The following is a 24,381-nucleotide window of genomic DNA, read 5'->3' on the forward strand; positions in this document are numbered from 1 at the left end:
CGCCACCGCTATGGTGAAGGGCTCTGGCTGTGGTACTGGCGGCGATATTCGCTCGGCGTGCGTTCGGTACGCTGGCGGAACAGGCGGCAAAAGTAGTTACTGTCGTCGTAGCCGCAGGCGTGGGCGATCGCCTTGATGGTCATCTCATACTCTTTGAGCAGCGTCTTGGCCTGTTCAAGGCGAACGTGATTCAGATAGTGGTTAAAGCCGCCGCCGTCGGCGCGCTGAAACAGCTGTGAGAGGTAGTTGGGCGTAATGTGAAAGCGCCGGGCGACGGCGTCGCGGCTCAGGGCGTCCATGTAGTGGTCGTCGATATAGTCGCGAATGGCGTTTAACAGCGCCTGGCGGTGCGGCGCGGTGCGCAGGTGGCCCGCCAGCAGGTCGCTACAGTGGCTGAGCAGCGCGCTGACGGTCAGGCGCGCGGTCGCCTGGGCGGCGGGCTGCATGGCCTGTTCATTCAGCGCCTGCAGCAGAAAGGTGCCGGTGCGCGGCCCGCGTCGGGCGATCTGGGTCTGCTGCCGACGCTGGAGCTGCGCACCATCCCACTGCCACAGGGTCAGGACGATCCGCTGCTTGGCAAACAGCAGACTCAGCAGCGTAGCCTCCTCGTCGCCCGTGATCTGACGCTGTTCCCCGCTGGGCAGGTAGAGCACATCGCCGCACCGCTGGCGATAGGCGCGCCCGTGCTCATCGCGGCGCAGCAGGCTCCCGGCGATGACGATCTCCAGGCGCGGCGCCTGCGCGGGCGCCGCGAGGGCGCTGGCGAACAGAACCTCTCCCAGCGCCAGGCTTGCCTCCCGCAGGCGGGCAAGCGTCGGGGCTATCTCCAGAGACATCGGCTTTCTCCATGGGCACACGCCGGTGGACGGGGGACCGACCGGATCCTCGCTGATTATCCGTTGCGCCACGGCGGGAGGCAAGCCCGCCGTGGCAGGAGGATGACCGCCAGGATTGTCCTTGCTGGCGGCGGAATAAACAGGATAGTCTGAACGCCATCCCGCGGCGGATCAGGGCGCCAGGGGGTCATCATTCGTTCAACCAGCAGGAGTCTCTCGATGGATATCATTTCAGCGGCGCTATCGCGCTACTCAACCAAGGTTTTTGACGCCGAGCGGAAAATCAGCCGCGGCGATCTCGACAGCGTCAAGGCGCTGCTGCGCTTGAGCCCCTCCAGCACCAACTCCCAGCCGTGGCACTTTATTCTGGCGGGCAGCGATGCCGGTAAGGCGCGCGTTGCCAACGCGACGGTGGGCACCTATGAGTTCAACCGACGTAAGGTGCTGGAGGCATCGCACGTCGTGGTCTTCTGCGCGAAAACGGAGATAGATGAAGCCTATCTGCAGCGTCTGCTGCTGCAGGAGCAGGCCGATGGCCGCTTTGCGACGCCGCAGGCGATGGAGGCGCAGCATAAAGGACGCGCCTACTTTGCCTCCCTGCACCGCGATACGCTGCAGGATGCCGGGCAGTGGATGGCCAAGCAGGTCTACCTTAACCTGGGGAACTTTTTGCTGGGGCTGGCGGCGCTGAATATCGACGCCGTGCCGATCGAAGGGTTTGACAGCGTCGCGCTGGATGCCGAATTCGACCTGCCGCAGCAGGGGCTGACCAGCGTGGCGCTGGTGGCGCTGGGCTACCGCAGCGCAGAGGACTTTAACGCCGCGCTGCCCAAGTCCCGCCTGCCGCTGTCAGCGATCCTGACCGAGTGCTGAGACGCCTTTCCCCGCCCCTGCCGCCGTGGGGAGCGGGCGCCCCGGGTGACATTTTCGTCGCTGCGCCTTTTTGTCAGACATTTCCCCCACCGAGAGGACAGCGACAGACAATCGCGCTATAACGGAGAGAATAGCGCCTCGTCGAGGCGTCTGATGGGATAAGGGGAAGACCAATGAAAGCGATCGCAATTCCGGGCAAGGTGCCCGCAACCCAAGAGTGGATAGCCGAGGTGGCACACGCGCTGCACGTGCCTGCGCTGGATCTGCAGGTGCACCGTTTCGCCGCCTGGCAGCAGCCACAGGCGGCGTTTGATCTGCAGGCCGAGCTGGCGCATATGCCGCACGGCCAGTGCGACCTGCTGCTGGCCAAGTCTATCGGTACGCTGGCCTGTGTTCTGACGCCGGCGCTGCAGGGGCGCCAGACCGTCTTCATCGGCGTGGCGCTCTCCCTGTATAACGAGGAGCAGCGCCGGGCGCTGCAGGCGCTGACCGCCCGCCAGCGGGTGCTGATTATCCAGCAGGAGGCCGATCCCTTCGGATCCTATGCGGCGTTGGCCCAGCTGGTGGGTGAGACGGCGCAGTGCCGCTGCGTTGCCGGAAACGATCATCTGTATAGCGATATCGAGGCCTTGGGGCGGATTATCCGCGCCTGGCTGCAGTAGTCTCTCGGTCCGCGCCGGCGTCTGCGGCGCGGGCTGCGCGTGGATTCAGGCCGAGCGCTCATTCAGCGCCGGGCGGATAAAGCCCCGGTGTCGGTCGAGCAGCGCCTGCGCCTCGGCGGCCGACAGGCCGGTCAGCACCATCACGATGGCGGTTTTACACTGCCGCTGGCTGTGCTCCAGCGCTGCGACGGCGGTGGCGCGATCGCACTCTCCGGCCTCCATCACAATACGGATTTGGCGCTCAACCAGCTTGGCGTTGGTCGCCTCTACGTCCACCATCAGGTTGCCATAGACCTTTCCGCTGCGGATCATCGCCGCGCTGCTCAGCATATTCAGGATCATTTTCTGCGCCGTTCCCGCCTTCATCCGCGAGGATCCGGTAATCACCTCGGGGCCGACGATCGGCGTCAGGAGGATATCGGCCAGCGGCGCCATCGGGCTGTCCGGGTTACAGCTCAGCGCAACGGTGGTCGCCCCGACGTCGCGGGCGTAGCGCAGGGCGCCCAGGACATAGGGGGTGCGCCCGCTGGCGGCGATACCGACCACCACGTCGCGGGACGACAGCGCCAGGCGCTGCAGATCGTCCTGCGCCGCCTGCGGGTTGTCCTCCGCATTCTCTACCGCCTGCAAAATAGCCCGCTGTCCGCCGGCGATCACGCCGATCACCTGCTCCGCCGGGGTGCCAAAGGTGGGGGGACACTCGCTGGCGTCCAGGATCCCCAGGCGCCCCGAGGTGCCGGCGCCGCAGTAGATCAGCCGTCCCTGACGCGCAAAGGCGGCGCTGACGGCATCCACCGCCTGGGCTATCTGCGGCAGGATACGCGCAATGGCCGGGGCGACCTTACTGTCCTCGGCGTTGATCAGGGTCAGAATGTCCAGGGTGGACAGGGTATCGATGGCGGCGCTGGCCGGGTTACGGCGTTCGGTCATCATGGCGTCAAGGTTCAGGCTCATGGCATCCTCTTTCTGGCTGTAGGTAGCGCGGCGCAGACGGCCGGCGCCGCGGTGACACAGCATAGCACCGTTGGGAGAGGTCAGCGTTATCGCACATGATAACGCGCCGCGTCGGGTTATAATCGGCGCAGGTTTCGGGGCCGGCGCGCGCGGCGCGGCGGCGGAGCAATCGCGATGGCGGCGGAGAAAGGGCATGGAGCGGGTCGGCAATGGGCAGGGGCATAATATTGAAACCAAATGGCTGTACGATTTTTTAACGCTGGAGGGGTGTCGCAATTTTTCCCAGGCCGCCATGCGGCGCAATGTCTCCCAGTCTGCGTTTAGCCGCCGTATTCAGTCGCTGGAGCAAGCCTGCGGCGTCGTGCTGTTTGACCGCAGCATATCGCCGCTGCAGCTGACCGAGCAGGGGAAAATTTTTCATTCGCAGGTGCGCAGCCTGCTGCAGCAGCTGGAGAGCAATCTGGCCGAGCTGCGATCGGGGGGGGATCCGGCCCAGCAGCGGATCGCGATTGCGGCGGCCCACTCCCTGTCGCTGGGGCTGCTGCCCTCGCTGGTGAAGCAGCTGCCGGCGCCGTTCAGCTATACGGTCGAGGCCATCGACGTGGACCGGGCCGTCGATACGCTGCGCGAGGGAAAGAGCGACTTTATCTTTTCCTATCATGACGATAATCTGCTTCAGACGCCGTTTGCTCACATTCATCTCTTCTCCTCTCAGCTGTTTCCGGTGTGCGCCGCCGATCGGGATGGTCAGCCGCTGTACCGGCTGGATCAGGCCGAGGCACCGCTGCTGAATTACACCGCCAACTCCTACATGGGGCGGCAGGTTAACCGGGTGCTGGCGCGCGATACGTCGCTGAATTTTCGTACCGTCTTCGTCTCGTCGATGAGTGAGCTGCTAAAGCAGGTGGCGCTGGATGGCTCGGGGATCGCCTGGCTGCCGGGCTACGGCATTCGTCAGGAGCTGGCGCAGGGGCGTTTGGTCGCCCTCGACAGTCAGGCCCTGCTGATCCCGATCGATGCCTATGCCTACCGCCTGGATACCCGGATGAGTCAGAGCATGGAGCGTTTCTGGCAGCTTCTGGGCGAGCTGTTCAGCGCCAGGGCGGGGGAGATGGAATAGCTCCGCCCTGGGGCGGAGCCGGTGCAGCGTAGCGGGGCGTACTCAGACTACCAGCGGCGCGATGAGGAAGCCGAAGGCGACGCCCGCGGCGATCCCCCCCAGCCCCGGCAGCATAAAGGGATGGTTGACGATGTACTTACCCACCCGCGTGGAGCCGGTGGTGTCAAACTCCATCGCCGCCAGCGAGGTCGGATAGGTCGGCAGCACGAAGACGCCGGTGACGGCGACATAGGATGCCAGTATGGCCCAAATGGGAACGTCGAGCGCGATGGCCAGCGGAATGATCAGCGGCGTGGTGGCGCCCTGCGAATAGAGCAGCGCACAGGTCAGAAACAGCACCAGCGCCAGCAGCATCGGGTAGGCGCGCAGGACGTCGCCGGCGATGAACTTGATCTGATCCATATGGGCGTCGACAAAGGTGGTGCCCAGCGTCACGATCCCCAGGATCACCGCCAGCGAGCTCATGCCGGAGCGAAACGTGGGCGTCATCACTATCGCATCGCCGTTGGTTTTACACAGCGGCACCATAAGGCAGGTGCAGGAGAGCATGCAGATGATGATGATATCGCGGGTGCCCATCGGTTTGCCGATATCAAAGCCGGGACGCAGCTGCGGGAAGGCCGCCAGGATCACGATGGCGACGGTCGCCAGCAGAAACAGGGCGACGGCGCGCTTGGCCTGCGGCGTATCGACGTTCTGCTTCTCCTGGTATTTGCTGACCAGCCCTTTCTGCAGACGCGCCAGGTACACCTCGTCATCCTGCAGTTCACACCCCTGGCGCGAGGCGATCAGCGCGGCGACCATCGCGGCGACGAACGAGGCGGGCAGACAGATCGCCATCACCTGAATAAAGGTGATGCCATTCCCCTCCATGATGGTCAGCATGGCGGCCATGGCGGCGCTGATCGGGGAGCCGGAGATGGCGATCTGCGAGGCGACGACGGAGCCGGCCAGGGTGCGCGAGGGGCGGATACCGGAGTCTTTGGCGACCTCGGCAATGACCGGCAGCGTGGAGAACACGATGAAGCCGGTGCCGGCCATAATGGTCATGGACCAGGTGATGATAGGCGCGATGATATTGATATAGCGCGGATTACGGCGCATGAAGGTGCCAGCCAGGCGCACCAGATAGTCCATCCCCCCCGCGGCCTGCAGCGCTGAGGCGGCAACGACAACGGTCATAATAATCAGGATCACGTCTACCGGCGCAGAGCCGATGGGCAGGCCAAGGCCAAGGGTCAGGATGGCCAGCCCCAGCCCGCCGCACAGGCCGATGCCGATCCCCCCCATGCGGATCCCAAAGAAGATTGCGCCCAGAACAACGATGATTTCTAGCCATACCATAAAGGCCTCCAGAGGCAGTGCAATGCCGTTTAGCGGTAAGAATGAAGAAGAGGGTGGCGGCCGCCGCCGATGCGGGTTATTGCGTCAGGAGGTCGGTTTTTCCGACGCGTTTTTCATACCAGCGGATGCCGGCCCGCACCAGCGCACCCGTCGATTCGATATAGCGTTCCGGCTGCGCCCTTTGCGCTTCGGCCAGGATCACCGGTACCTCGGTACAGCCCAGTACGATGATCTGCGCCCCGCGGGCGAACAGCGCGTCGGCCTGCCGCTCCATGAGCCTGCGGGCATGCTCGGCATCGCCGGCCTTGAGGGCGTAGATGCTTTCCATTACCTGCTCCTGCCCCTCGCGATCGGGGGCGATGCAGCGCAGGCCCTGCGCCTCGATGGCCTGCTGATACAGACCCATATACAGCGTGGCGTTGGTGGCCAGCAGGCCGATGTGGTGCTGCCCGCTGGCGCACACCTCGTTCAGGGTCGCCTCGACGATGTTGAGCAGTTCGACGTGACAGGACTGGCGCAGCTCATCAAACCAAAAGTGGGCGGTATTACAGGGGATCACGATGCACTCGGCGCCGGCCTGCTCCAGGCGCTGTAAATAGTCGCGCATCGCCGGCAGCGGTGAGTGGCCCTCCTGCATCAGCGCGGCGGTTCTGTCTGGGATATCCGGAATGGAGGAGATCAGCAGCGGAATATGCTGCTGATCGCTGCTCGCGCTGGTAAAAGTGACGAACTTATTGAACATATCTACGGTGGCGGCTGGCCCCATGCCGCCCAATACGCCAATTAACCCTTTCACGCTGTTTCCCCCGATTGACTGAGTACGCTCTCCACGACCAGGGCGTGCCGGGGCACGTCATGGCGTCTTGACTGCATGCTAGGCGGCAAAGCGCCTTCGGTGGAAATGCAATAAAGCGCGGATTAATGCAAATTACGCATATTGTGGTATGCCAATGATGGTGTAATAGGGGGCTTGTTCCTATCAATATGCGGTTTTAATAGGCTTTCATTGCTTAATGGATCGCGGTGGCGTCATGCGAAAAAGGGGTGGTATATGCAAATGGTGCATAATTTGCGGGCCCTACGCGGGGGCCGTCGCCGGGGCGCGATCGCTGCGCCGCGGCGGACGCGATAGCGGAGAACGGCATAAAATAATGCTTATGGCTCAGCAGGATGAATGCGTTGCATTGTCTTAGGCGAGCTCTTACACTCATGACGGTCCGTTTACCATCCGCCCTTAATGTGAGGAGTCTGTCATGGATATTAAAATCAGTATCGCTGATACCAGCATTGCACACCTTTCCGCCACGGAGTATGACGCCTACGTTGCAGAGCTGGGAGCGCGGGTGAAAGAGGTTTACCCGGAGAGCAGTCTGCTGATCGTGCATGACGGCGATGAAACGACGTTCACGGCAGAGGGCTTTCACGATAATGAGGAAGTGCGTATCGTGCTCCATGAGCTGCAGCAGGATGTGCTGCAGCACGGCCACTGGCGCAGCTGATCGCCCGCGTGATCTCGTAGGGAGCGGCGCTATCGCTCCCAGCGCTGCCGCGCAGCGCCCCCCATCCCCCTCCACTGACCGTCGCCAGGTCGCTCCCATCCGCCCCCTAGCACCTCTCCCAAAATAAAAAGACCGAGTGCGATCACGTTGCCCGCCTTTGGCCGTTGTCGGGCTATCGTAATATATTTATATATATAACGATTGGTGCGACCGAGGACGATGGAGTGAACATGAAGTGGAGTGCGGGGTTAGGGATAGCGTTGCTGTGGGGCTGGGGGGCACTGGCCGCCGCGGCAGAGCTGCATCTGTACGCCGGCGCCGGCCTGCGGGAGCCGGTAGAGGCGGTGGTCAGCGCCTTTGAAAAGCAGAGTGGCCACCGGGTGACGGTGGAGTACGGCGGCTCGGGACAGCTGCTGACGCGAATTAACCTGACGCACGCCGGCGATCTGTTTCTGCCCGGTTCGGCCGACTATGTCGAGCGCCTGCGCGCTCAGGGGCGGGTGAGTTTCTCTGCGCCGCTGGTGCTGCATACGCCGGTGATGGTGGTGCGACGGGATACCGGCGCCCAGGTGGAGACGCTGGCGCAGCTGGCGCAAAGCCCGCTGAGGATCGGGATGGGCGATCCGCACGCCATCGCGCTGGGACGCAGCGGCGATGCGCTGCTGGAGGCCAGCGGATACGGTCAGGCGCTGCGCAGCAGGGTGGTGGTTCAGGCGACGACGATTAAACAGCTGCTGCTGTATGTGCTCAACGGCGACGTGGATGCCGCGGTGATCGGCCGGGCGGATGCCATGCGCCACCGCGATCGGCTGCGCCTACTGCCGACGCCGCCCGGGGTGCCGCAGGAGGTGGCGACGATAGCGGTGCTGCAGGGTAGCGATCAGGCCGCGGCGGCACGGGCGCTGGCGGAGTATTTCGCCTCGCCCCAGGGGATCCGCGCGTTTACCGATCGCGGCTATTTGCCGCTGGCGAAGTAGCGTCCGGTGCGCGCGCTGGCGCTGCTGCCCCTGCTGCTGCTGCTGGCACTGATCGTCGGTTCGCTGGCCGCTCTGCTGGGGCAGATCGATATTGCCATGCTGGAGGCGCTGCTGCGCGATCCGGAGATCCGTTTCGCGCTGGGGCTCTCCCTGTCGACGGCGCTGCTGTCGCTGGCGCTGGCCTGCCTGATTGCGCTGCCGGCGGCCTGGGCGATGGTGCGGGTCCCGCTGCCGGGAAAACGCTGGCTTAATCTGCTGCTCGATTTGCCGATGGTGACGCCGCCGCTGGTGACCGGCATCGGCCTGCTGCTGCTGCTGGGACATCAGGGGCCGCTGGGGGGCTGGTTGCCTGGACTGGCGCAGCGGCTCTTTTCCCCGCTGGGGATCGTCATCGCCCAGACCTATGTTGCCACGGCCATTTTGCTGCGCAGCGCCGGCGCCGCCTTGGCCAGCATCGATCGCGCCTGGCTGGAGACCGCCCATAATCTGGGGCTGGCGCCGCTGGCGACCTTTCTGCTGGTGGAGATCCCGCTGGTGTGGCGCGCCCTGGTCAGCGGGGCGGTGCTGGCCCTGTCGCGGGCGCTGGGGGAGTTTGGCGCCACGCTGATGCTGGCGGGCGCGACGCGGATGAAAACGGAGACCCTGCCGATCGCCGTGTATCTGAATATCGCCGGCGGCGACTTCTCTGCCGCGGTCGGCTGTGCCCTGCTGTTGATCCTGCTGGCGTTTGCCCTGCTGCTGCTGCTGCACGGCGTGCGCCCGCCGAAGGAAAAGGGAAAATATGCTGCATATTGATGCGCTGCACTGCGCGATCCTGCGCGGCGTCAGCCTGTCCGCCGCCGCCGCGGGCTGTACCGCCGTCTGCGGAGCCTCTGGCAGCGGCAAGACCACCCTGCTGCGGGCGGTCGCCGGCCATCTGCCGTACCGGGGCAGCGTGCGTGTGGCGGGGCGTCCTATCGATGGGCTGCCGCCCTGGCGTCGCCCCTGCCGCCACCTGAATCAGCGGCTGTATCTGTTTCCGTTTCTCAGCGTAGAGCAAAATTTGGCGCTGGCGCAGTTTGCGGCCGGACGGCCGCGCTGCGCAGCGGATCGCCTGTCGCTGCTCCGGGAGCTGGAGGTGGATCATCTGGCGCAGCGCTATCCCCAGCAGCTGTCCGGCGGCGAGCAGCAGCGGGTCGCGCTGGCGCGTGCCCTGGTGAGCGCTCCGCCGCTGCTGCTATTGGATGAACCCTTCTCCAGCCTGGACTGGCCCCTGCGTCGGCGGCTGTGGGGCTGCCTGCGTCGGGTGCAGCGACAGCGTGCCATGACGCTGCTGCTGGTCAGCCACGAGCCGCGCGAGGTCGACGCCCTGGCCGATGCCTGCTATCAGCTACAGGCGGGGCAGCTGCGGCAGCTGACCTAGCGCGTTCGCGATGGCGTCCGGACGCCGATCGGCTATGCTGTGGACGGTGTGGACGGTGTGGACGGTGTGGACGGTGTGGACGGTGTGGACGGTGTGGACGGTGTGGACGGTCTGCGGGAGAGCGGGATGGATAATCGGATTCGGGTATTGCTGCTGCTGACGCTGGTCGGCGGGTTTGCCGATGCGGGCGCGTTTGTCCTGCTGGGCACCTTTACCGGCCATATCACCGGGAATGCGGTGCTGGCGATGATCTACCTGGCGCAGGGGCGCTGGCTGACGTTGGGCTACTGCGCCGTGGCGCTGGTCTGCTTCCTGCTGGGCACCTATTGGGGGAGTCGCTGGCGCCTGCGCCGGATGACGGACAGCGATACGCGGCGCATTGCGCCGCTGCTGTCGCTGCAGCTACTGCTGATGCTGTCGGGGGTGGGACTCTGGCGCTGGGGCTGTCCCAGCGGCTTTATTCTGCTGCAGGCGCTGGCGTTGGGGCTGCAGAACGGCGTGATCCAGAGCCTGCATACCACCAAGGTACACTCGACCTACATCACCGGGATGTCGACGTCGCTGATCAATAGCCTGGCGGCGGGGCGGACGGCGCCGGATCGCCCGGCCCGGGCGACGCTGCTCTGCGGAATTATGGGGTTTGTCGGCGGCGCATTGCTGGGGGGAACGCTGACCGACCGCTTTGGCGCGGTCGGTTTTATCGCGGTGTGTATACCGCTGCTGGCGGCCACCCTACTGAGCCGACGCCTCGGCGGGGCGCCGGAGGGCTGACGACGCGGTGCTTTACAGGAACTCGGCGGCGCGGAATTTGGCCAGCGCATCGGCCTTTTGCTGGGCCGTCATCGGGCGCAGCGGGCGACGCGGATCGCCGACGTCGATACCGTGCAGCTGCATGGCGACCTTGCCCGCGGCGACGCCGCCGTATTCGACCAGAACTCGGATGATGGCGATCACCTTATCCATGCAGCGGGCGACATCCTGCATATCGCCGCGGCGGAAGCTCTCCATCAGGCGCAGATAGAGCGGCGCGGCGTAGTTATAGGTGCTGCCGACCGCGCTGGTGGCGCCGCAGGCAAGCCCGGCGGGCATAAACTCATCGACGCCGAACGGAATATCGAAGCGGCCGTTCTCTACCCGCAGGCAGCGCTGGTACTCATACATATCGCTGGCGTTGAACTTCATGCCGCTCAGGTTGGGAATGCGCCCGGAGGCACTTTGCAGGAAGCGCTCCATGTCGATGCTCAGGCCGGACATGCTGGAGTGATAGTAATAAAAACCTTTATCCGGCGCGGCCTCGGCCACCAGGCGGCAGTACTCGACCAGGTCATCTACGCTGCCCGGTTTAAAGAAGCAGGGGCCGATCACGGAGGTCGCCATGATATCCAGGGTGTTGGCATGGCGCGCCAGCGTCACGGCGTCGGCAATGCTCAGCGCGCCGGTATGAACGATCAGATCCAGCTTTCCCTGACTGGCGTCGACCCAGCGTTCGGCGATGCGCATGCGCTCTTCCACCGAACATTGAATACCTTCACCGGTGGTGCCCAAGACATAGGCGCCGGTGACGCCATCGCCGATCAGGTGTTCGGCAATGCGGTCGATGACCGGGTAGTTAACGCTGCCGTCGGCCTTAAACGGGGTATGCGGTGCAGCGATCAAACCGGTTAGCTTTTTCATGCTAGCATCCTTTTGGAGTTATCTTGTTTTTTACTTTGCTTGTATGGAGTTTGGCTCCATTCTAGGGCGTGATACGGCGTGCCGCAACCGTCGTCGCGCGCGACGACGGTAGATTTTCGTCAAACTGTGAGCTTCTGCATTTTTTTGCCCGCCGAGGCGCGGGCGGCCGCTCACGACAGCGATTTAGCGCTCTGCAGCGCGTTCAGCGTCCGCAGCTTTTGCGCGGTAACGCGCTGTGGCTCCGCCTGAACCAGCAGGGTGTACAGCAGATCCAGGACGAACAGCTGGGCGGTCTTGGTGCCGATGGAGTCCCCCTGCAGCTTCCCCTGCTTATTGCCGTTGATCAGGCTGATATCGGCATAGCGCATCAGCGCCGAACCCAGATTGTGGGTCAGGGCAATGGTGCGCGCGCCGGCCTCCTGCGCCAGCTTGAGCGCGTGTACCGTCTCCGGCGAGGCGCCGGAGTGGCTGATGGCGATCGCGACGTCCCCCGGCTGCAGCAGCGAGGCCTGCATATACATAAAGTGGTTATTGCTGGTGCCGTTAACCCGATAGCCGATGCGCATCAGCTTGTTTTTCATGTCTTCGGCGGTGATGCCAGAGGAGCCGACGCCGCAGATAAACAGGTAGTTGGCCTGACGAATAGCATCGACCGCCGCCTGTACCTGGGCCATGTCCAGCAGGTTCAGGGTCTCTGACAGGACGCTGTTGATGGCGGACTGCAGCTTGCGGCCAATGGTCGGCACGTCGTCGCTGTCGATGATTTCGGCATCGAGCAGCGGGGTCTCCTCCGCGTCGCTGCGGGCGAGTTCAATCGCCAGGTCCAGCTTGAAATCCTGAAATCCTTTATAGCCGAGGGTGCGGCAAAAGCGGATCACCGTCGCTTCGCCGGACTGCGTGGCCTGAGCGAGCTGGGCGATGGAGAACTGGGTGACCTGCGCCGGGGTGCGCAGGATATAGTCGGCAATCCGTTGAGATACGCGGGTCAGACTGTTCTGCATGGCAGAGAGCGTGTCGAGGATTTTTCCGGGCTGTAAGCGAATCTGCTGAGAGTCCTTCATGAGAGGGCGCCTTGATTGATGAACTGCACCGTCCAGCGGCGCGGCGGCATGGGAATTGGGCTATGGAACGTTAAGCGTAGCAAATAACCACGTTTAAAAAAAGTCAGCCCGGCATGGACCGGGCTGGGAGAGAAGGGGGCGCGTCAGACGCGTTCGCGGTCCAGCGTCACCTGCTTGGCCGGCGCAAACAGCGGAGCGGCGATCACGCCGACCACGACGACCGACATGGCGCCGACGACGCCGTAGAAGAAGAAGTTGAGATCGGAGGCGTAGCGCGTCAGCAGCACGGCGACGATGCTGACCAGGATCCCGCAGAAGGCGCTGCCGGCGTTGGCGCGCTTAAAGAAGATCCCCAGCATAAACAGGCCGGTCATGGGGCCACCCATCAGGCCGATCAGGCTGTTGAAGGCATCCCAAATCTCTGATTCATTAGAGAGCACCAGCCAAATGGTGGCCAGGCTGCTCAACAGGCCGGCGAGGATAATCACCAGACGGGCGATCTTCATCTTCTGCGGCGCGCTGCGCTCCTGACGGCTGAGCCGCACATAGATATCGGAGTTAAAGCAGCTGGAGATGCTGTTCAGGCTGCTGGAGATGCTGGACTGGGCCGCCGCGAAAATGGCCGCGATGATCAGTCCGGCGATGCCGCTGGGCATTTCGGTGACCACGAACAGCGGCAGGATCCCGCCGGTGTTAAAGCCCTTCGGCAGCAGCTGCGGGTTCTGCTGATAGTAGACAAACAGCGCGGAGCCGATGGCGAAGAAGAAAATGGGGATAATCGCCACCAGCTTGGCGTTGGTGATCAGCGTCCGCTTGGTCTCCTCGATGGAGTCGGTCACGATGTAGCGCTGGACGACGTCCTGGCTGGCGGTAAATTGCTGAATGTTGGCAAACAGAAAGCCTATCATCAGCACCGGGATGGTACTGTTGGTCCAGCTCCATTGAAACTGGCTGTCCGGGAAGAATTTATCGGCGGCGGCGGTGACGCTGTAGATCTCGCTAATCCCGCCGTTCACCTTCCAACAGATCATGATGAAGATCAGCACGGCGCCGCCGGAGAGCAGCAGCCCCTGGATCACGTCGGTCCAGATAACGCCTTCAATCCCCCCCATCCAGGTGTAGATGATGCACAGAATGCTGATCAGCAGCACCAGAACCACCGGATCGATGGCCAGGAAGGGACGCAGGGCCAGCACGGTCAGGTAGGTGATGATGGCGATGCGGCCGATGTGGAACAGCATGAACGAGAGGCTGGCGAACAGCCGGCTGCGGACGTCGAAGCGCGCCTCCAGATACTCGTAGGCCGAGGTGATTTTCAGCTTACGGAAAAACGGAATGTAGAAGTAAAACACCAGCGGCAGAATGGCGATAGCCAGATACTGGCCGATGATGAATGTCCAGTCCGAGGTATAGGCCTTGGCCGGAATGGACATAAAGGTGATGGAGCTCAGGGTGGTGGCAAAGACGGAGACGCCGGCGGCCCAGCCGGGAACGCGGCCGCCTCCGCGGAAGTAGTCATCCGCCGTTTTCTGGCGCTTGGCAAAGTACACCCCCACCAGCATCATCGCCAGCAGGTAGCCGAACAGGACGGCATAGTTAAGGAATCCGAAGTCATGAATCTGCATGTTTAATTCCTGCCATGGGTAAGGTAAGAGGGAGGGCGCTGACGGCGATAGCCCGGCGGGTGCGCGCGCCGCGGGGGGATACTGGATAGTGCATCACGCCGTCCTCCGTTAGGGTCGTTGCATCGGCTCTGCGTCCTGGGGCAGAGTCGCGCTTGTTGGTGTTTTGCTCCGTTATGATTATTTTTTCGGAGCGTTGCTTCATCAAGCGAAAAAATAGGGAAGTGTGAGGCGTCGCATAATGTGGTACAAAAATCGCTCTCTTATGTCGTGCAGCGCACACTTTCCCATTGATGAATTTAGATATTGCAGCCCGGTCCACGCCGTGAACGGGGCGCGCGGCGGCGCCCCGCAGAGGCGTTAAAAGTTGTACTGAAGCCCGACGCGATAGCGGGTTTGGCGCGCATCGCTGTTGCTGTTGACGGCGACGTTGCCGACTTCGACATAGGGGGTAAAGGACGGGTTTATTCGGTAAGAGAGGGCGACGTTGTGTTCATAATTGGTCTTTTTATTATTATATTTAAGCGCGTCGCTATACATTTGAGTATAATCATATTCAACGCGCCAATCATTAAAGCGATAGCCAAGATAACCATCCAGACGATTCGTCTGTTCGTCATGCGCGCCGTCCTGCGTTTTCCGCGCATAGTCAAAACGGTAACGTCCGGCGATGTAAATACCGCTGTCAAAGCTGTATTGCGCCCTCAGGTAAGGCTTATAGATAGCGATGTCTGTACCGCTCTCAAAAATAATGCCGGGCTGCAGCGTGATATTATCGGATAGCTTATGGCTATAGCTCAGCCCCATTTCAATGGCGTTGCTTACCAGATCGCTTAAAAATTTATCCTGCTCGCTATTCACGCCACCGGATTTTACGCTGGCATCAACGTAAAACCCTACGCCGCTGGCAAAGTTATGAATGACGGCGATACGATCCTTATTAATGCGTGAGGAGTCGGCGTATTCATGGCGAAAGTCGATGGTCGTGGCCTGCACGTTTATTGCAGAGAAAATGAGAGATAGCGCCAGTGGTATAATAGAGTTGGTCTTTTTCATTTGTCATTCCCAGAGATATTGAGTGGTTTTTGATTATTTATAGGTACAGCTCGCCGTAGCCGCGATAGAGAAGATCGCGGCACGGGTAATCGTTATCGACGTCGGCGGCGCATCAGCGCTCGATGATCAGCTTACCGTCGCGCATGCTGAGCGTGATGACCGAATCGACCGCCTTGCCCTGCAGCGTCTCTCCGCCGATCAGGTAGAGGTGCTGGCCATCGCTGACGGAGACGCCATAGCCCAGCGGGACAGGCAGTTCGCCGATGGCCTGCCAGCGTTCGCCCCGCTGGGCATAGATGGCCTGCTGCCAGTGCTTGTTAAGCCCTTGGTGGGCGTAATAGTGCCGCTGGCGGTAGTTGGCCCGGGCCCCGGGGAAGTTGGCGCCGCCCGCCACCAGCAGGGTTCCGTGGCTGTAGCCTGCGTAGGCGCCGGCCAGCCCCTCCTGGATCGGCTCTCCCGGCGGCGGCGGCAGAGCGCCTTCGCCGGTCCAGCGCAGCCGATCGTGGGACCAGGTGGCATAGTGGATCCGATCCGTACGCAGGCCCGGCTTGATCTCGCCGTTGATCAGCGTGATGCGTTCGCCGCTGCGCACCAGCGCCGATCCCGCCGTTCCGGCAAAGGGAGTAACGCCGAGGGATTGCCAGCGTTGGCCGTCGGCGTCAAACAGCAGCGCCTCCCGACTAAAGAAATAATCATCGCTCGGCTTATCAAAGTAGCGCTGAATAATATGGTCAGAGGCTTGCTTATCATCTTTATTTTGATGAAGGTCTCGGAAGTAACCATCAAATATCTGTTTGTTGACGCCGCCTAAAAATAGCCCCTGAGTGCGGTTGAGGGCGACGGCGGCGTGCCCGACAAAGCCACGCGGCGGATGCGCATCTATTTTTTGCCATTGATTATTCTGCGGTATATAGCGATAGGTATCGGTTAATGCTGAGGGCGTTCCATCGTGCTCAGTGGCTTTGCCGCTGCCGCCAAACACGTACAGGCTGTTATTTAATGCCAGCGTCACCGCCTGATCCCGGGCTGTACCAGGAAATGTGGCAATAGGCTCCCAGCGCTTTTCTTGGGCGCTTAAGTCCAATCGATACCAGGATTTATCGGCGCTGCCCAGCCCGATATAAATCGTGTTGTTGAGAATGGCGCCGGTGCCGCCTTTAAACGGCGTTGGCAGTACGGGTAATATCTCCGCATTTCCGGCAGGAATAATCGAGGCAGATAAAATCACGGCGGCCAGAAGACGGACGACTGGCTGCGTTAACCCAGACATATAAGCTCCTTGCGATTAAAGTATCATGGCGCGGTGGCCGTTCTGCCCGCGAGGTGGACGACGGACATGACAGGACGTTGTTGTAGTATTGCTCCATTATAAAATGATCTTTGGAGTTACACTTCAATCTGGTTTTGTGCGAAGTGTGAGAGAGTTCAAAAACGAATCCGTTGCTTTATTGCGCAGCGCCATCGGGCAGCGCATCCAACGGATTTATCGGCACAGAAAAATCATCACCAATTATACTTCGCGTGCTAATATTGGGTTAATGTTATTAGTCTGTCGATGCCGCGCATCGCAATAGACCCCTGGTGATGCTAACGATCATGCCGATCTTCCCGTTTTCCCCCCTGACCGATCTGGTCGTTGGGGCTTCACTGTACTTTCCTCCGCTGTTTAAGGCGGTGGCGCTGGGATTGCCGCTGTGGCTTATCGTTCACCGCCTGCTGCGCGCCCAGATCTACGGCGGCGATATCTGGCATCCCACGCTGCTGGATCTCTCTCTTCTCGTGATATGCATCACCCTGGCGTTTGCCTTGCTAATCTGCGGATAGTCTTCGATGAAACTGCACTCCTTGAAATATTTTTTGAGCGTGATCGTCTGTGCCGTCGCCCTGTGCGCCGGCGGATGGCTGTGGAACTACTACATGCAGTCGCCCTGGACCCGCGACGGTAAGGTCCGCGCCGAGCTGGTCAGCGTGACGCCGGAGGTCTCGGGGCGCATCACCCGCGTGGCGGTACGCGATAATCAGGCGGTGACCCGGGGGCAGCTGCTGTTCACGCTGGATAGCCAGCCGTTCATTATTGCCCGCGATCGGGCCAGCGCGGCGCTGATGCGGGCGCAGAGCGATCTGGACAAGGCGCAGCACGAGGCCGCGCGGCGACGGCGTCTGCCGGCGGATGCCATCTCCGCCGAGTCGCTGGATACCGCCCAGCTGAATGTTAAGGCGATGCAGGCCGCCTATCAGGTCGCCCGCGAGAGCCTGGCGCAGGCCGAGTGGGATCTGGCCCACGTGCGTATCGAGGCGCCGACGGATGGCTTTATCACCAACCTGCGCACCCGGGTCGGCAACTATGCCCACGCCGGTACGCCGCTGGTGGCGCTGATCGATCGCCATTCGTTCTATGTGATGGGGTACTTTGAAGAGACCAAGCTGCGCCATATTCGGGTCGGCGAGCGGGCCGATATCATGCTGTATGACGGCAATACGCCGCTGCAGGGGCGGGTTGAAAGCATTGGGCGCGCCATCGACGATCAGAGCGCCGAGCCGGGCGCCGATATGTTGCTGAACGTGAAGCCCAACGTGCCCTGGGTGCGTCTGGCGCAGCGCGTGCCGGTGCGTATCGCCCTGGACGGCGTGGCGGCGGATACGCTGCTGGTATCGGGAATGACCTGCACCATTACGATTACACCCTAGGGCGGAGTGAAACGATGACGCGCAACGGCGGTCTGTGGCAGCAGCTGCCCTGGGGAAAGGCGACGGCGGGGCAGTGGCGCTACGCGCTGCGCAATACTCTGGCGATGTGTCTGGCGCTGTGGATCGCGTTCGCCCTGGATCTGGATGAGCCCTACTGGGCTTTTACCTCGGCGGCGGTGGTCAGCTTTCCGACGGTGGGCGGGGTGATCGGCAAGAGCATCGGCCGGATTATCGGTAGCCTGCTGGGGGCGCTGGCCTCGATGATGATCGCCGGGCTGTGCCTGAATGAACCCTGGCTGTTTACCTTTTGCATCGCGGGCTGGATAGCGCTGTGCACGTACGTCTCTAACCACTATCAGAACAACCTCGCCTACGCCTTTGCGCTAGCGGGCTATACGGCGGCGATCATCGCGTTTACTACGCCGAACAGCAGCGATACGATGCAAATATTCGATATCGCTCAGGCGCGGGTGTGCGAGGTGATCACCGGCCTGTTGTGCGGCGCGCTGATGATGATGATCATGCCCAATGACTCGGACGGCGCCACGCTGCTGACGTCGCTGCGGCGCATGCATCAGCGCTTGCTGGATCATGCGCTGATGCTGTGGGCGCCTGCGCCGGGCAGCGATCTGCGCACGGCCCATGAGTCGGTGATCCGCGAGATCCTCACCTTGAATCTGCTGCGTATCCAGGCCTTCTGGAGCCACTACCACTTTCGCCGCAATAATCACGTACTAAACTATCTGCTGCACCAGCAGCTGCGCATGACCAGCGCCATCGCCATTGTCCGCCGTATGCGGCAGCACTGGCCCGATGCGCCGCCCGCGCTGGAGGCGGTGCTGACGCAGATCGTCGAGGCCCTGCGGCAGCCGGCGTGCGACCCCTACCGTACGGCGCGCCTGCTGGCGTCGCTGTACGCGAGCCCAACGTCACGGGTGCGCCTGCAGGCCTTTGTCCGTCAGGTACAGCGCTTTGTCCGTCTGTACCTCGGCAGCGAGCGCTGGCTGCAGCGGCTGGCCCAGCGCGACAGCGAGAGCGCGGCGCTGACCCCGCCGGCCACGCCGCCGCTGGCGCTGCATACCGATACGCTGGAGGCGGCCTACAATGCGCTGCGAACCTTCTGTACCCTGGTGCTGGGCTGCGCATTCTGGATTGAGACCCAATGGGACAGCGGCGCCTCGGCGCTGGCGATCGCCGCCGTAACCTGCGTGCTGTACTCCGCATCAGCCTCGCCGATGAGCAGCCTGATGACGCTGTTTAAGGCGATGATCATGCTGTCAATCTTCTGCTTTTTGCTGAAGTTTGGCCTGATGATCCAGATAAATGACTTCTGGGTTTTCTGTCTGATCCTGGCGCCGATCCTGTTGACCATGCAGCTGCTGAAGCTGCAAAGCGTTCGCCACGCGGCGCTGTGGGGGCAGATTATCGTATTTATGGGATCGTTTCTGATGGTGACCAATCCGCCGCAGTACGACTATGCCAGCGTGCTGAACGGCAGCATCGCTAAGATCGGCGGCGTGCTGCTGGCCGCGCTGGCGTTTCAGATCCTTCACCCCAGCTCCGATCGGCGTAAAGGCCAGCGTATTATTCGGGCGATGCGTCGGGACTTTGTTGAGCAGCTGGTAGCCCACCCCCGCAGCAGCGAGGCGCAGTATGAATCGCTGATCTATCACCGTATCAGCCAGCTGAACCAAAGCCGGGATGCCTTGGCGCGCCGCTGGCTGCTGCGCTGGGGCATGGTGCTGCTGAACTGTACGCACGTCGTCTGGCAGCTGCGTAACTGGGAGGCGCGCGGCGACCCGCTGGAGCGCGTGCGGGATCTCTGTCTGCAGGGCCTGCATGGCATTATCAGCGAAGAGGGGGTCCAGCAGGCGCACCTGACGCACACGCTGGCGCAGCTGGCGCGCATGAGTGAGCTGCTCGCCGCCCATCCTAACCCCAGCGCCCGCGATCTGGCCGGGGTGATCTGGCGCTTATACTGTGCGCTGAGTCAGCTGCAGATGGCGATGGACTAAGCCAGATATAGCGCGTTGAGGCACGCCTCCTGCCGCTCCTGCGGCAGGAAACAGCGAATAAGCAGCTGCAGATCGGCTTTTTCACCGACAAACATCACCTGTAGACAGGGGGCATCGCTGATGCTGATGCGGTGCAGGGCGCAAAAGTCGCGCATCTCTTCACTGACGCTGAGCAGCGAAACCAGCAGGCGGTAGCGCGGCGGTGGCGGTACATACCGCTGTTTTTCTGCAATTTGATCGATTAGCGAACGCAGACGTGGCCCGCTGTCCGAGCCCGGGTTTCCGGGCGTGTGCCATCTTCGGGTGGCCATAGATCTATCCTGGTATTGACTGTTTTTGTCCTTAAAGGGCCGCGGTATGCCCGTTGTGGTTGGCCTGCCAGCGGCGACAGACGCGTGGCCAGAGGGCATGCAGCGGTCGTGTTCCACATAACATCGCGATAAAAAGAGCATAGCCCAAAAGGGTGCCGGCGCCTGTATAGCAAGATTGCGGCGGCAGCGTCAAGGCGCTTTTCTAAAGAAAACTCTCAATAAAAACAAATGGCTGTAGAAAAACGTTAGGATTTTTCGCACGACCCGCTATCAGGACCGCGATTGCCAGCATGCCGTGCGGGGATGGCGGCGTTTTTTTGGGGGAACGTGTCGATTTAAACGAAATTAGCCCTATTGGCCGCGCGGCGCGAGGGATGTGCCCACCGCGCCGGCATCGGCGGCGTTTTTTCGCGTTGCGTAAGGCGCTCTGCCCATTCTGTGGCACAATAGCCCGCGTTTTTTGCGCCCGGGTACGCGGGTCGCGGGGGGGGATGCTGCCTGCGTATCGCGTCACACGACGCCGGGCCAGCGCGTTATTTTCATGCCCTCTTCGCCGTCGCATGCCGCGGCGTGGGGCGCGCAGGTGAAGTTGAGTGGAAAGTGAGCGAGATGAAATACAGTTGGATTTTGTTTGATGCGGATGAAACGCTGTTCCGCTTTGATGCCTATCAAGGGCTACGCCTGATGTTTTCCCGCTTTAACGTCGATTTCAGCGTGGAGGATTACCAGGCCTATGAGGCGGTAAATCAGCCGCTGTGGGTGGATTACCAGGAGGGGCGGATCACCTCGCGTCGGCTGCAGGAGGTTCGGTTTGAGGGATGGGCCCAGCGCCTCAATATGACGGCCTGCGCGATTAACGATGCCTTTGTTCAGGCGATGACCGAGATCTGCGAGCCGCTGCCGGGCGCCCGTGAACTGGTGCTCTCCCTGCGGGGGCGGGTGCGGATGGGCATCATCACCAACGGCTTTACCGCCATGCAGAATGAGCGTCTGCAGCGCACTGGCCTGAGCGATGCCTTCGCGACCCTGGTGGTCTCGGAGGAGGTCGGGGTCGCCAAGCCGGACGTGGCGATCTTCGAACATGCCTTTGCCCTGATGGATAATCCCCCGCGTGAGCAGATCCTGATGGTGGGGGATAATCCGCACTCCGATATTCTGGGCGGGATTAATGCCGGTATCGATACCTGCTGGCTGAATACCCGCGATGAGCCGGCTCCGCAGGGGATCACGCCCAGCTACCAGGTCGGATCGCTGCGCGAGCTGCAGCAGATTTTGCTGGCCTGATGGCGCCCGCGGCGCCGTCTCCGGCGGGAGGCGGCGAGCCATGGGGATGCGCGGACGCCGGCGCGGCAATAGGCAATAGCCGATCGCCGTGCGTATGGCGCGGGGAGTCCCAAACGGGGAGGTGTACGAGCAGCCTGCCGAATGATGCCGCAGGTCAGCGAAGCGGGCGCCGCGATGGGTATCGACGGCGTTGTGCGCGGGAAGAGAGTGCGGGAGTTAGCGCTGGCGCTGGGATTTGGCCCACTGCACTTTTTGCCAGTCTTCGCAGCAGTCGCTGTCGCAGAAGTTCCCCGTCGGGATCGGTGCGTGACAGTTGTAGCAATACCCGGTAGGCGCCATGCTGGGTTTGTGACGGTTGGCCAGCGCCAGATCGCGTTCCAGTTCTTCCAGCGCGCTGGCGTTGTCAAATTCGTCTGCCATAGAAATACCTCGTGTTGATGGATAGGTGATAGACCGGCGCCGATTATACCGATTTCTGGGCGCAGCGTGGAGTAGCGATAGTAGTATTCTCGGCTCCTTTTCGGGGATGGCATCCGATCCCTCATTCGTTATATATTTAGATATATAGCGAATGGTCGCGCGGATCGGGGGAGAGCATGGGAAAGAACCACTTTGGCGATGGGGTAATGGACGGCGTAAAGTGCTACGAGCCCTGCGGCGCCGGCGAGATGCAGCGGCGCTGCTTTGACTACCGGCGTGGCTATGTGTGCGGGTTCGCCTACAGCTTTGCCAAGCGTATCGATAATCGCTATATGGCCGCCTGCCGCGCCGGCGAGCTGGCCCGGCTGTATGGCCTGGATCGCGACGCCATCGCCGAGTTTTTTCTCAGCGGCGAGGATAGCCAGCTGCAGCGCTATTACTACACCGGTTATGAACGAATCTGATCCAGATCGTACTCTGCTGCAATGACGGCGCATCAATACCGGTGACTCTGTTAGGCTATATCGACATTCATTATCGGTATTCACGATCGGATAGGAGAAAAAAATGACCGTATCAGCCCGCAATCAGTTGCAGGGAACCGTTTCAGCCTTGGCGGAAGGGGCGGTGAATGATGAGGTTGAGCTGACGCTGAGCGGCGGGGAAAAGCTGGTGGCGGTCGTCACCAGCGCCAGTCGCGACGCCATGGGGCTGGCGCAGGGTAAAGAGGCCATCGCGCTGATCAAGGCGCCGTGGGTGATGTTGGCTTCGGAAACCTGCGGTCTGACGTTTTCGGCGCGCAATCAGTTCCCCTGCGAGGTCATGGCGCTGCAGCATGGGGCGGTGAATACCACCGTCGAGCTGAAGAGCGACAGCGGTCTGACGCTGGTCTCGATCGTGACCAACGAGAGCGCGGACAGCATGGATCTGCGCGCCGGTAGCCGGGTGATTGCGCTGGTGAAAGCCTCCAGCGTGCTGCTGGCGGTGCGCCAGTAGCACGGCGTTCGCCGCAGATAAAAAAAGCCAGTCAGTTAAGCAACTGACTGGCATTACGCCCCGAGGGGCGTTTTTTTTACGGTTTACGCAGCGATGATGAGCGTAAGCGGCTTTACTGTGCGGCCTCTGCATCCTGATACTGCGGCGGCGGCTGACGGAAGCGACGGGTCAGCACGGCCAGATAGCCGAGGCCGATGGCCGCCCATACCAGGCCCAGCGTCATGGAGCTGGCCTCCAGGTTCATCCACAGCACCCCGACGGTTGCCGCGCCGATCAGCGGCAGGATCAGGTAGGAGAAGGTCTCCTTCAGCGTGCGGTTGCGGCGCTCGCGAATATAGAACTGCGAGATAACCGACAGGTTGACGAAGGTAAAGGCCACCAGCGCACCGAAGTTAATCAGCGCGGTTGCCGTGACCAGGTCAAAGGAGACCGCAGACAGCGCGATGGCCCCGACCAGCAGGACGTTAAAGGCCGGCGTACGCCACTTGGGATGAATGTAGCCGAAGAAACGCTCCGGGAACACCCCGTCGCGGCCCATCACGTACATCAGACGGGACACCCCGGCGTGCGCCGCCATCCCGGAGGCCAGCACCGTCACGCAGGAGAAGACCAGGATGATGGACTGGAAGAATTTACCGGCCACGTACAGCATGATCTCCGGCTGCGAGGCATCCGGATCCTTAAAGCGGGAGATATCCGGGAAGTACAGCTGCAGGAAGTAGGAGACCACGATAAAGATGATGCCGCCGATCAGCGCCGTCAGGAAGATGGCCTTCGGGATAACGCGCCCGGCGTCCGGGGTCTCTTCCGACAGGGAGCTGATGCCGTCGAAGCCGAGGAACGAGAAGCAGAGTATGGTGGCCCCGGTGATCATCGGGATCAGGTGGGCATCCTCTGAGACAAACGGACGGCTGCTGAGCAGGGTGCCTGCGCCTTCGCCCTGCGTGATGCCGTGCACCACCAGGCCGAGGAAGATGATCATGATAGCGACCTGCACGATCACGATGCCGGTGTTCAGGTTGGCGACCAGGTTAATGCCGCGCAGGTTGAACAGCGTCATCATGGTGACCAGCGCCATGACGAAAATCCACGACGGGACGCCGGGGAAAATCGCTTCCAGGTAAATTTTGGCCAGCAGGATATTGATCATCGGCATAAACAGATAATCAAGCAGGGAAGACCAGCCCACCATAAAACCGACGTGCGGGCTGATCGCCTTCTGCGCGTAGGTATAGGCCGAGCCGGCGGACGGGAAGCGTTTAACCAGCTTTCCGTAGCTGATCGCCGTAAACAGGATGGCAATCAGCGCAATAGCATAAGAGGTGGCAACGTGACCGTTGGTCAGTCCACTGACGATACCGAAGGTATCAAAGATCGTCATCGGCTGCAGGTACGCCAGGCCCATCATGACCACCTGTACCAGGGTCAGGGTCTTGCGCAGCTGAACGCGGTTTTGTGAAGCGGCGGAATTAGCAGCCATGACGCAGTCCTCCCATGCTCTCGACGTTTTGATTTGATGAAGCGCAAAGCGGAGAGGTCACAGGAAAACTTCGTGTGAAGCGGTATGCAGGATATTCAAAGAGGGGA

Annotated in this window: 26 protein-coding genes; 14 read left to right on the forward strand and 12 right to left on the reverse strand. The window is 61.7% G+C overall.

Features of this window, described 5'->3' with window-relative positions:
- Positions 1-8: 8 nt before the first annotated feature.
- On the reverse strand, positions 9-836 hold the full coding sequence (locus BRD58_RS05005) for a helix-turn-helix transcriptional regulator (protein WP_012847780.1): 828 nt from the start codon (positions 834-836) through the stop codon (positions 9-11).
- A gap of 219 nt (positions 837-1,055) precedes the next feature.
- Between BRD58_RS05005 and nfsB the strand changes: the two genes are divergently transcribed.
- On the forward strand, positions 1,056-1,709 hold the full coding sequence (nfsB, locus tag BRD58_RS05010; protein ID WP_073381873.1) for an oxygen-insensitive NAD(P)H nitroreductase: 654 nt from the start codon (positions 1,056-1,058) through the stop codon (positions 1,707-1,709).
- Positions 1,710-1,882: 173 nt separating this feature from the next.
- Positions 1,883-2,371: a hypothetical protein gene (locus BRD58_RS05015; RefSeq protein ID WP_012847782.1), complete on the forward strand. Its 489-nt coding sequence runs from the start codon at positions 1,883-1,885 to the stop codon at positions 2,369-2,371.
- Positions 2,372-2,416: 45 nt separating this feature from the next.
- On the opposite strand, the gene murQ is transcribed toward BRD58_RS05015, so the two are convergent.
- On the reverse strand, positions 2,417-3,325 hold the full coding sequence (murQ, locus tag BRD58_RS05020; RefSeq protein ID WP_015461089.1) for an N-acetylmuramic acid 6-phosphate etherase: 909 nt from the start codon (positions 3,323-3,325) through the stop codon (positions 2,417-2,419).
- 193 nt (positions 3,326-3,518) lie between these two features.
- Between murQ and hypT the strand changes: the two genes are divergently transcribed.
- A complete protein-coding gene (hypT, locus tag BRD58_RS05025; protein ID WP_012847784.1) occupies positions 3,519-4,445 on the forward strand; it encodes a hypochlorite stress DNA-binding transcriptional regulator HypT in 927 nt (308 codons plus the stop codon).
- A gap of 42 nt (positions 4,446-4,487) precedes the next feature.
- Here the strand turns inward: hypT and BRD58_RS05030 are convergent, their stop codons facing one another.
- Together BRD58_RS05030 and cuyB are read right to left on the reverse strand one after the other, a co-directional pair.
- Positions 4,488-5,789 carry an anaerobic C4-dicarboxylate transporter gene (locus tag BRD58_RS05030; RefSeq protein ID WP_012847785.1) on the reverse strand — a complete coding sequence of 434 codons (1,302 nt, stop codon included), beginning with the start codon at positions 5,787-5,789 and terminating at the stop codon, positions 4,488-4,490.
- A 76-nt stretch (positions 5,790-5,865) separates the two neighbouring features.
- Positions 5,866-6,585, reverse strand: coding sequence for a cysteate racemase (gene cuyB / locus BRD58_RS05035; protein ID WP_034168623.1), 720 nt, complete (start codon positions 6,583-6,585; stop codon positions 5,866-5,868).
- Positions 6,586-7,042: 457 nt separating this feature from the next.
- Between cuyB and BRD58_RS05040 the strand changes: the two genes are divergently transcribed.
- The 5 genes from BRD58_RS05040 (at position 7,043) to BRD58_RS05060 (ending at position 10,438) form a co-directional block, all read left to right on the forward strand.
- The gene (locus tag BRD58_RS05040; RefSeq protein WP_012847788.1) at positions 7,043-7,288 is read left to right on the forward strand and encodes a DinI-like family protein; all 246 of its coding nucleotides are present in this window, start codon (positions 7,043-7,045) and stop codon (positions 7,286-7,288) included.
- Positions 7,289-7,518: 230 nt separating this feature from the next.
- On the forward strand, positions 7,519-8,265 hold the full coding sequence (gene modA / locus BRD58_RS05045) for a molybdate ABC transporter substrate-binding protein (protein WP_034168624.1): 747 nt from the start codon (positions 7,519-7,521) through the stop codon (positions 8,263-8,265).
- A 6-nt stretch (positions 8,266-8,271) separates the two neighbouring features.
- On the forward strand, positions 8,272-9,060 hold the full coding sequence (locus BRD58_RS05050) for an ABC transporter permease (protein ID WP_073381876.1): 789 nt from the start codon (positions 8,272-8,274) through the stop codon (positions 9,058-9,060).
- Positions 9,047-9,667: an ABC transporter ATP-binding protein gene (locus BRD58_RS05055; RefSeq protein WP_012847791.1), complete on the forward strand. Its 621-nt coding sequence runs from the start codon at positions 9,047-9,049 to the stop codon at positions 9,665-9,667. Before BRD58_RS05050 ends, BRD58_RS05055 begins: the two co-directional genes overlap by 14 nt.
- A gap of 126 nt (positions 9,668-9,793) precedes the next feature.
- The gene (locus BRD58_RS05060) at positions 9,794-10,438 is read left to right on the forward strand and encodes a YoaK family protein (RefSeq protein WP_173790604.1); all 645 of its coding nucleotides are present in this window, start codon (positions 9,794-9,796) and stop codon (positions 10,436-10,438) included.
- Between the two features lie 12 nt (positions 10,439-10,450).
- Here the strand turns inward: BRD58_RS05060 and BRD58_RS05065 are convergent, their stop codons facing one another.
- From BRD58_RS05065 to BRD58_RS05085, 5 genes are all read right to left on the reverse strand, one after another.
- Positions 10,451-11,341, reverse strand: a complete 891-nt coding sequence (locus BRD58_RS05065) for a dihydrodipicolinate synthase family protein (protein ID WP_012847793.1) — start codon at positions 11,339-11,341, stop codon at positions 10,451-10,453.
- Positions 11,342-11,511: 170 nt separating this feature from the next.
- Positions 11,512-12,402 carry a MurR/RpiR family transcriptional regulator gene (locus tag BRD58_RS05070; protein WP_012847794.1) on the reverse strand — a complete coding sequence of 297 codons (891 nt, stop codon included), beginning with the start codon at positions 12,400-12,402 and terminating at the stop codon, positions 11,512-11,514.
- A gap of 143 nt (positions 12,403-12,545) precedes the next feature.
- Positions 12,546-14,027 carry a sodium:solute symporter gene (locus BRD58_RS05075; RefSeq protein WP_012847795.1) on the reverse strand — a complete coding sequence of 494 codons (1,482 nt, stop codon included), beginning with the start codon at positions 14,025-14,027 and terminating at the stop codon, positions 12,546-12,548.
- A 357-nt stretch (positions 14,028-14,384) separates the two neighbouring features.
- Positions 14,385-15,080: an oligogalacturonate-specific porin KdgM family protein gene (locus BRD58_RS05080; protein ID WP_012847796.1), complete on the reverse strand. Its 696-nt coding sequence runs from the start codon at positions 15,078-15,080 to the stop codon at positions 14,385-14,387.
- Positions 15,081-15,192: 112 nt separating this feature from the next.
- The gene (locus BRD58_RS05085) at positions 15,193-16,350 is read right to left on the reverse strand and encodes an N-acetylneuraminate epimerase (RefSeq protein WP_012847797.1); all 1,158 of its coding nucleotides are present in this window, start codon (positions 16,348-16,350) and stop codon (positions 15,193-15,195) included.
- Between the two features lie 314 nt (positions 16,351-16,664).
- On the opposite strand from BRD58_RS05085, the gene BRD58_RS05090 reads away from it, so the two are divergent.
- The 3 genes from BRD58_RS05090 to BRD58_RS05100 are packed head-to-tail and all read left to right on the forward strand — an operon-like array spanning position 16,665 to position 19,783.
- Positions 16,665-16,904: a DUF1656 domain-containing protein gene (locus tag BRD58_RS05090; RefSeq protein WP_015461094.1), complete on the forward strand. Its 240-nt coding sequence runs from the start codon at positions 16,665-16,667 to the stop codon at positions 16,902-16,904.
- Positions 16,905-16,910: 6 nt separating this feature from the next.
- Positions 16,911-17,768: an efflux RND transporter periplasmic adaptor subunit gene (locus BRD58_RS05095; RefSeq protein ID WP_015461095.1), complete on the forward strand. Its 858-nt coding sequence runs from the start codon at positions 16,911-16,913 to the stop codon at positions 17,766-17,768.
- Between the two features lie 14 nt (positions 17,769-17,782).
- On the forward strand, positions 17,783-19,783 hold the full coding sequence (locus BRD58_RS05100; RefSeq protein ID WP_069578304.1) for an FUSC family protein: 2,001 nt from the start codon (positions 17,783-17,785) through the stop codon (positions 19,781-19,783).
- On the opposite strand, the gene BRD58_RS05105 is transcribed toward BRD58_RS05100, so the two are convergent.
- A complete protein-coding gene (locus tag BRD58_RS05105; RefSeq protein ID WP_012847802.1) occupies positions 19,780-20,094 on the reverse strand; it encodes a hypothetical protein in 315 nt (104 codons plus the stop codon). The genes BRD58_RS05100 and BRD58_RS05105 overlap by 4 nt on opposite strands.
- A gap of 609 nt (positions 20,095-20,703) precedes the next feature.
- On the opposite strand from BRD58_RS05105, the gene yjjG reads away from it, so the two are divergent.
- Complete coding sequence (gene yjjG / locus BRD58_RS05110; protein ID WP_012847804.1) at positions 20,704-21,378, forward strand: pyrimidine 5'-nucleotidase; 675 nt, start codon at positions 20,704-20,706, stop codon at positions 21,376-21,378.
- Between the two features lie 216 nt (positions 21,379-21,594).
- On the opposite strand, the gene BRD58_RS05115 is transcribed toward yjjG, so the two are convergent.
- Positions 21,595-21,798 carry a hypothetical protein gene (locus BRD58_RS05115; protein WP_005296746.1) on the reverse strand — a complete coding sequence of 68 codons (204 nt, stop codon included), beginning with the start codon at positions 21,796-21,798 and terminating at the stop codon, positions 21,595-21,597.
- Between the two features lie 176 nt (positions 21,799-21,974).
- Here BRD58_RS05115 and BRD58_RS05120 point away from each other — a divergent pair, with 176 nt between their 5' ends.
- Together BRD58_RS05120 and BRD58_RS05125 are read left to right on the forward strand one after the other, a co-directional pair.
- Entirely contained in the window at positions 21,975-22,262 is a 288-nt protein-coding gene (locus BRD58_RS05120; RefSeq protein ID WP_012847805.1) for a DUF2623 family protein, read from the forward strand.
- 103 nt (positions 22,263-22,365) lie between these two features.
- Positions 22,366-22,794 carry a TOBE domain-containing protein gene (locus BRD58_RS05125; protein ID WP_012847806.1) on the forward strand — a complete coding sequence of 143 codons (429 nt, stop codon included), beginning with the start codon at positions 22,366-22,368 and terminating at the stop codon, positions 22,792-22,794.
- Positions 22,795-22,906: 112 nt separating this feature from the next.
- On the opposite strand, the gene BRD58_RS05130 is transcribed toward BRD58_RS05125, so the two are convergent.
- Positions 22,907-24,274 carry an APC family permease gene (locus BRD58_RS05130; protein WP_012847807.1) on the reverse strand — a complete coding sequence of 456 codons (1,368 nt, stop codon included), beginning with the start codon at positions 24,272-24,274 and terminating at the stop codon, positions 22,907-22,909.
- Positions 24,275-24,381: the final 107 nt, after the last annotated feature.

The organism is Edwardsiella piscicida, from assembly GCF_001896205.1.
GTDB lineage: Bacteria > Pseudomonadota > Gammaproteobacteria > Enterobacterales > Enterobacteriaceae > Edwardsiella > Edwardsiella piscicida.

Bases quoted from the DNA above. Each gene is read 5' to 3' on its own strand.
- BRD58_RS05005 (WP_012847780.1), bottom strand. From the start codon at position 836: ATGTCTCTGGAGATAGCCCCGACGCTTGCCCGCCTGCGGGAGGCAAGC.
- nfsB (WP_073381873.1), top strand. From the start codon at position 1,056: ATGGATATCATTTCAGCGGCGCTATCGCGCTACTCAACCAAGGTTTTT.
- BRD58_RS05015 (WP_012847782.1), top strand. From the start codon at position 1,883: ATGAAAGCGATCGCAATTCCGGGCAAGGTGCCCGCAACCCAAGAGTGG.
- murQ (WP_015461089.1), bottom strand. From the start codon at position 3,325: ATGAGCCTGAACCTTGACGCCATGATGACCGAACGCCGTAACCCGGCC.
- hypT (WP_012847784.1), top strand. From the start codon at position 3,519: ATGGAGCGGGTCGGCAATGGGCAGGGGCATAATATTGAAACCAAATGG.
- BRD58_RS05030 (WP_012847785.1), bottom strand. From the start codon at position 5,789: ATGGTATGGCTAGAAATCATCGTTGTTCTGGGCGCAATCTTCTTTGGG.
- BRD58_RS05040 (WP_012847788.1), top strand. From the start codon at position 7,043: ATGGATATTAAAATCAGTATCGCTGATACCAGCATTGCACACCTTTCC.
- modA (WP_034168624.1), top strand. From the start codon at position 7,519: ATGAAGTGGAGTGCGGGGTTAGGGATAGCGTTGCTGTGGGGCTGGGGG.
- BRD58_RS05055 (WP_012847791.1), top strand. From the start codon at position 9,047: ATGCTGCATATTGATGCGCTGCACTGCGCGATCCTGCGCGGCGTCAGC.
- BRD58_RS05060 (WP_173790604.1), top strand. From the start codon at position 9,794: ATGGATAATCGGATTCGGGTATTGCTGCTGCTGACGCTGGTCGGCGGG.
- BRD58_RS05065 (WP_012847793.1), bottom strand. From the start codon at position 11,341: ATGAAAAAGCTAACCGGTTTGATCGCTGCACCGCATACCCCGTTTAAG.
- BRD58_RS05070 (WP_012847794.1), bottom strand. From the start codon at position 12,402: ATGAAGGACTCTCAGCAGATTCGCTTACAGCCCGGAAAAATCCTCGAC.
- BRD58_RS05075 (WP_012847795.1), bottom strand. From the start codon at position 14,027: ATGCAGATTCATGACTTCGGATTCCTTAACTATGCCGTCCTGTTCGGC.
- BRD58_RS05080 (WP_012847796.1), bottom strand. From the start codon at position 15,080: ATGAAAAAGACCAACTCTATTATACCACTGGCGCTATCTCTCATTTTC.
- BRD58_RS05085 (WP_012847797.1), bottom strand. From the start codon at position 16,350: ATGTCTGGGTTAACGCAGCCAGTCGTCCGTCTTCTGGCCGCCGTGATT.
- BRD58_RS05090 (WP_015461094.1), top strand. From the start codon at position 16,665: ATGCTAACGATCATGCCGATCTTCCCGTTTTCCCCCCTGACCGATCTG.
- BRD58_RS05095 (WP_015461095.1), top strand. From the start codon at position 16,911: ATGAAACTGCACTCCTTGAAATATTTTTTGAGCGTGATCGTCTGTGCC.
- BRD58_RS05100 (WP_069578304.1), top strand. From the start codon at position 17,783: ATGACGCGCAACGGCGGTCTGTGGCAGCAGCTGCCCTGGGGAAAGGCG.
- BRD58_RS05105 (WP_012847802.1), bottom strand. From the start codon at position 20,094: ATGGCCACCCGAAGATGGCACACGCCCGGAAACCCGGGCTCGGACAGC.
- yjjG (WP_012847804.1), top strand. From the start codon at position 20,704: ATGAAATACAGTTGGATTTTGTTTGATGCGGATGAAACGCTGTTCCGC.
- BRD58_RS05115 (WP_005296746.1), bottom strand. From the start codon at position 21,798: ATGGCAGACGAATTTGACAACGCCAGCGCGCTGGAAGAACTGGAACGC.
- BRD58_RS05120 (WP_012847805.1), top strand. From the start codon at position 21,975: ATGGGAAAGAACCACTTTGGCGATGGGGTAATGGACGGCGTAAAGTGC.
- BRD58_RS05125 (WP_012847806.1), top strand. From the start codon at position 22,366: ATGACCGTATCAGCCCGCAATCAGTTGCAGGGAACCGTTTCAGCCTTG.
- BRD58_RS05130 (WP_012847807.1), bottom strand. From the start codon at position 24,274: ATGGCTGCTAATTCCGCCGCTTCACAAAACCGCGTTCAGCTGCGCAAG.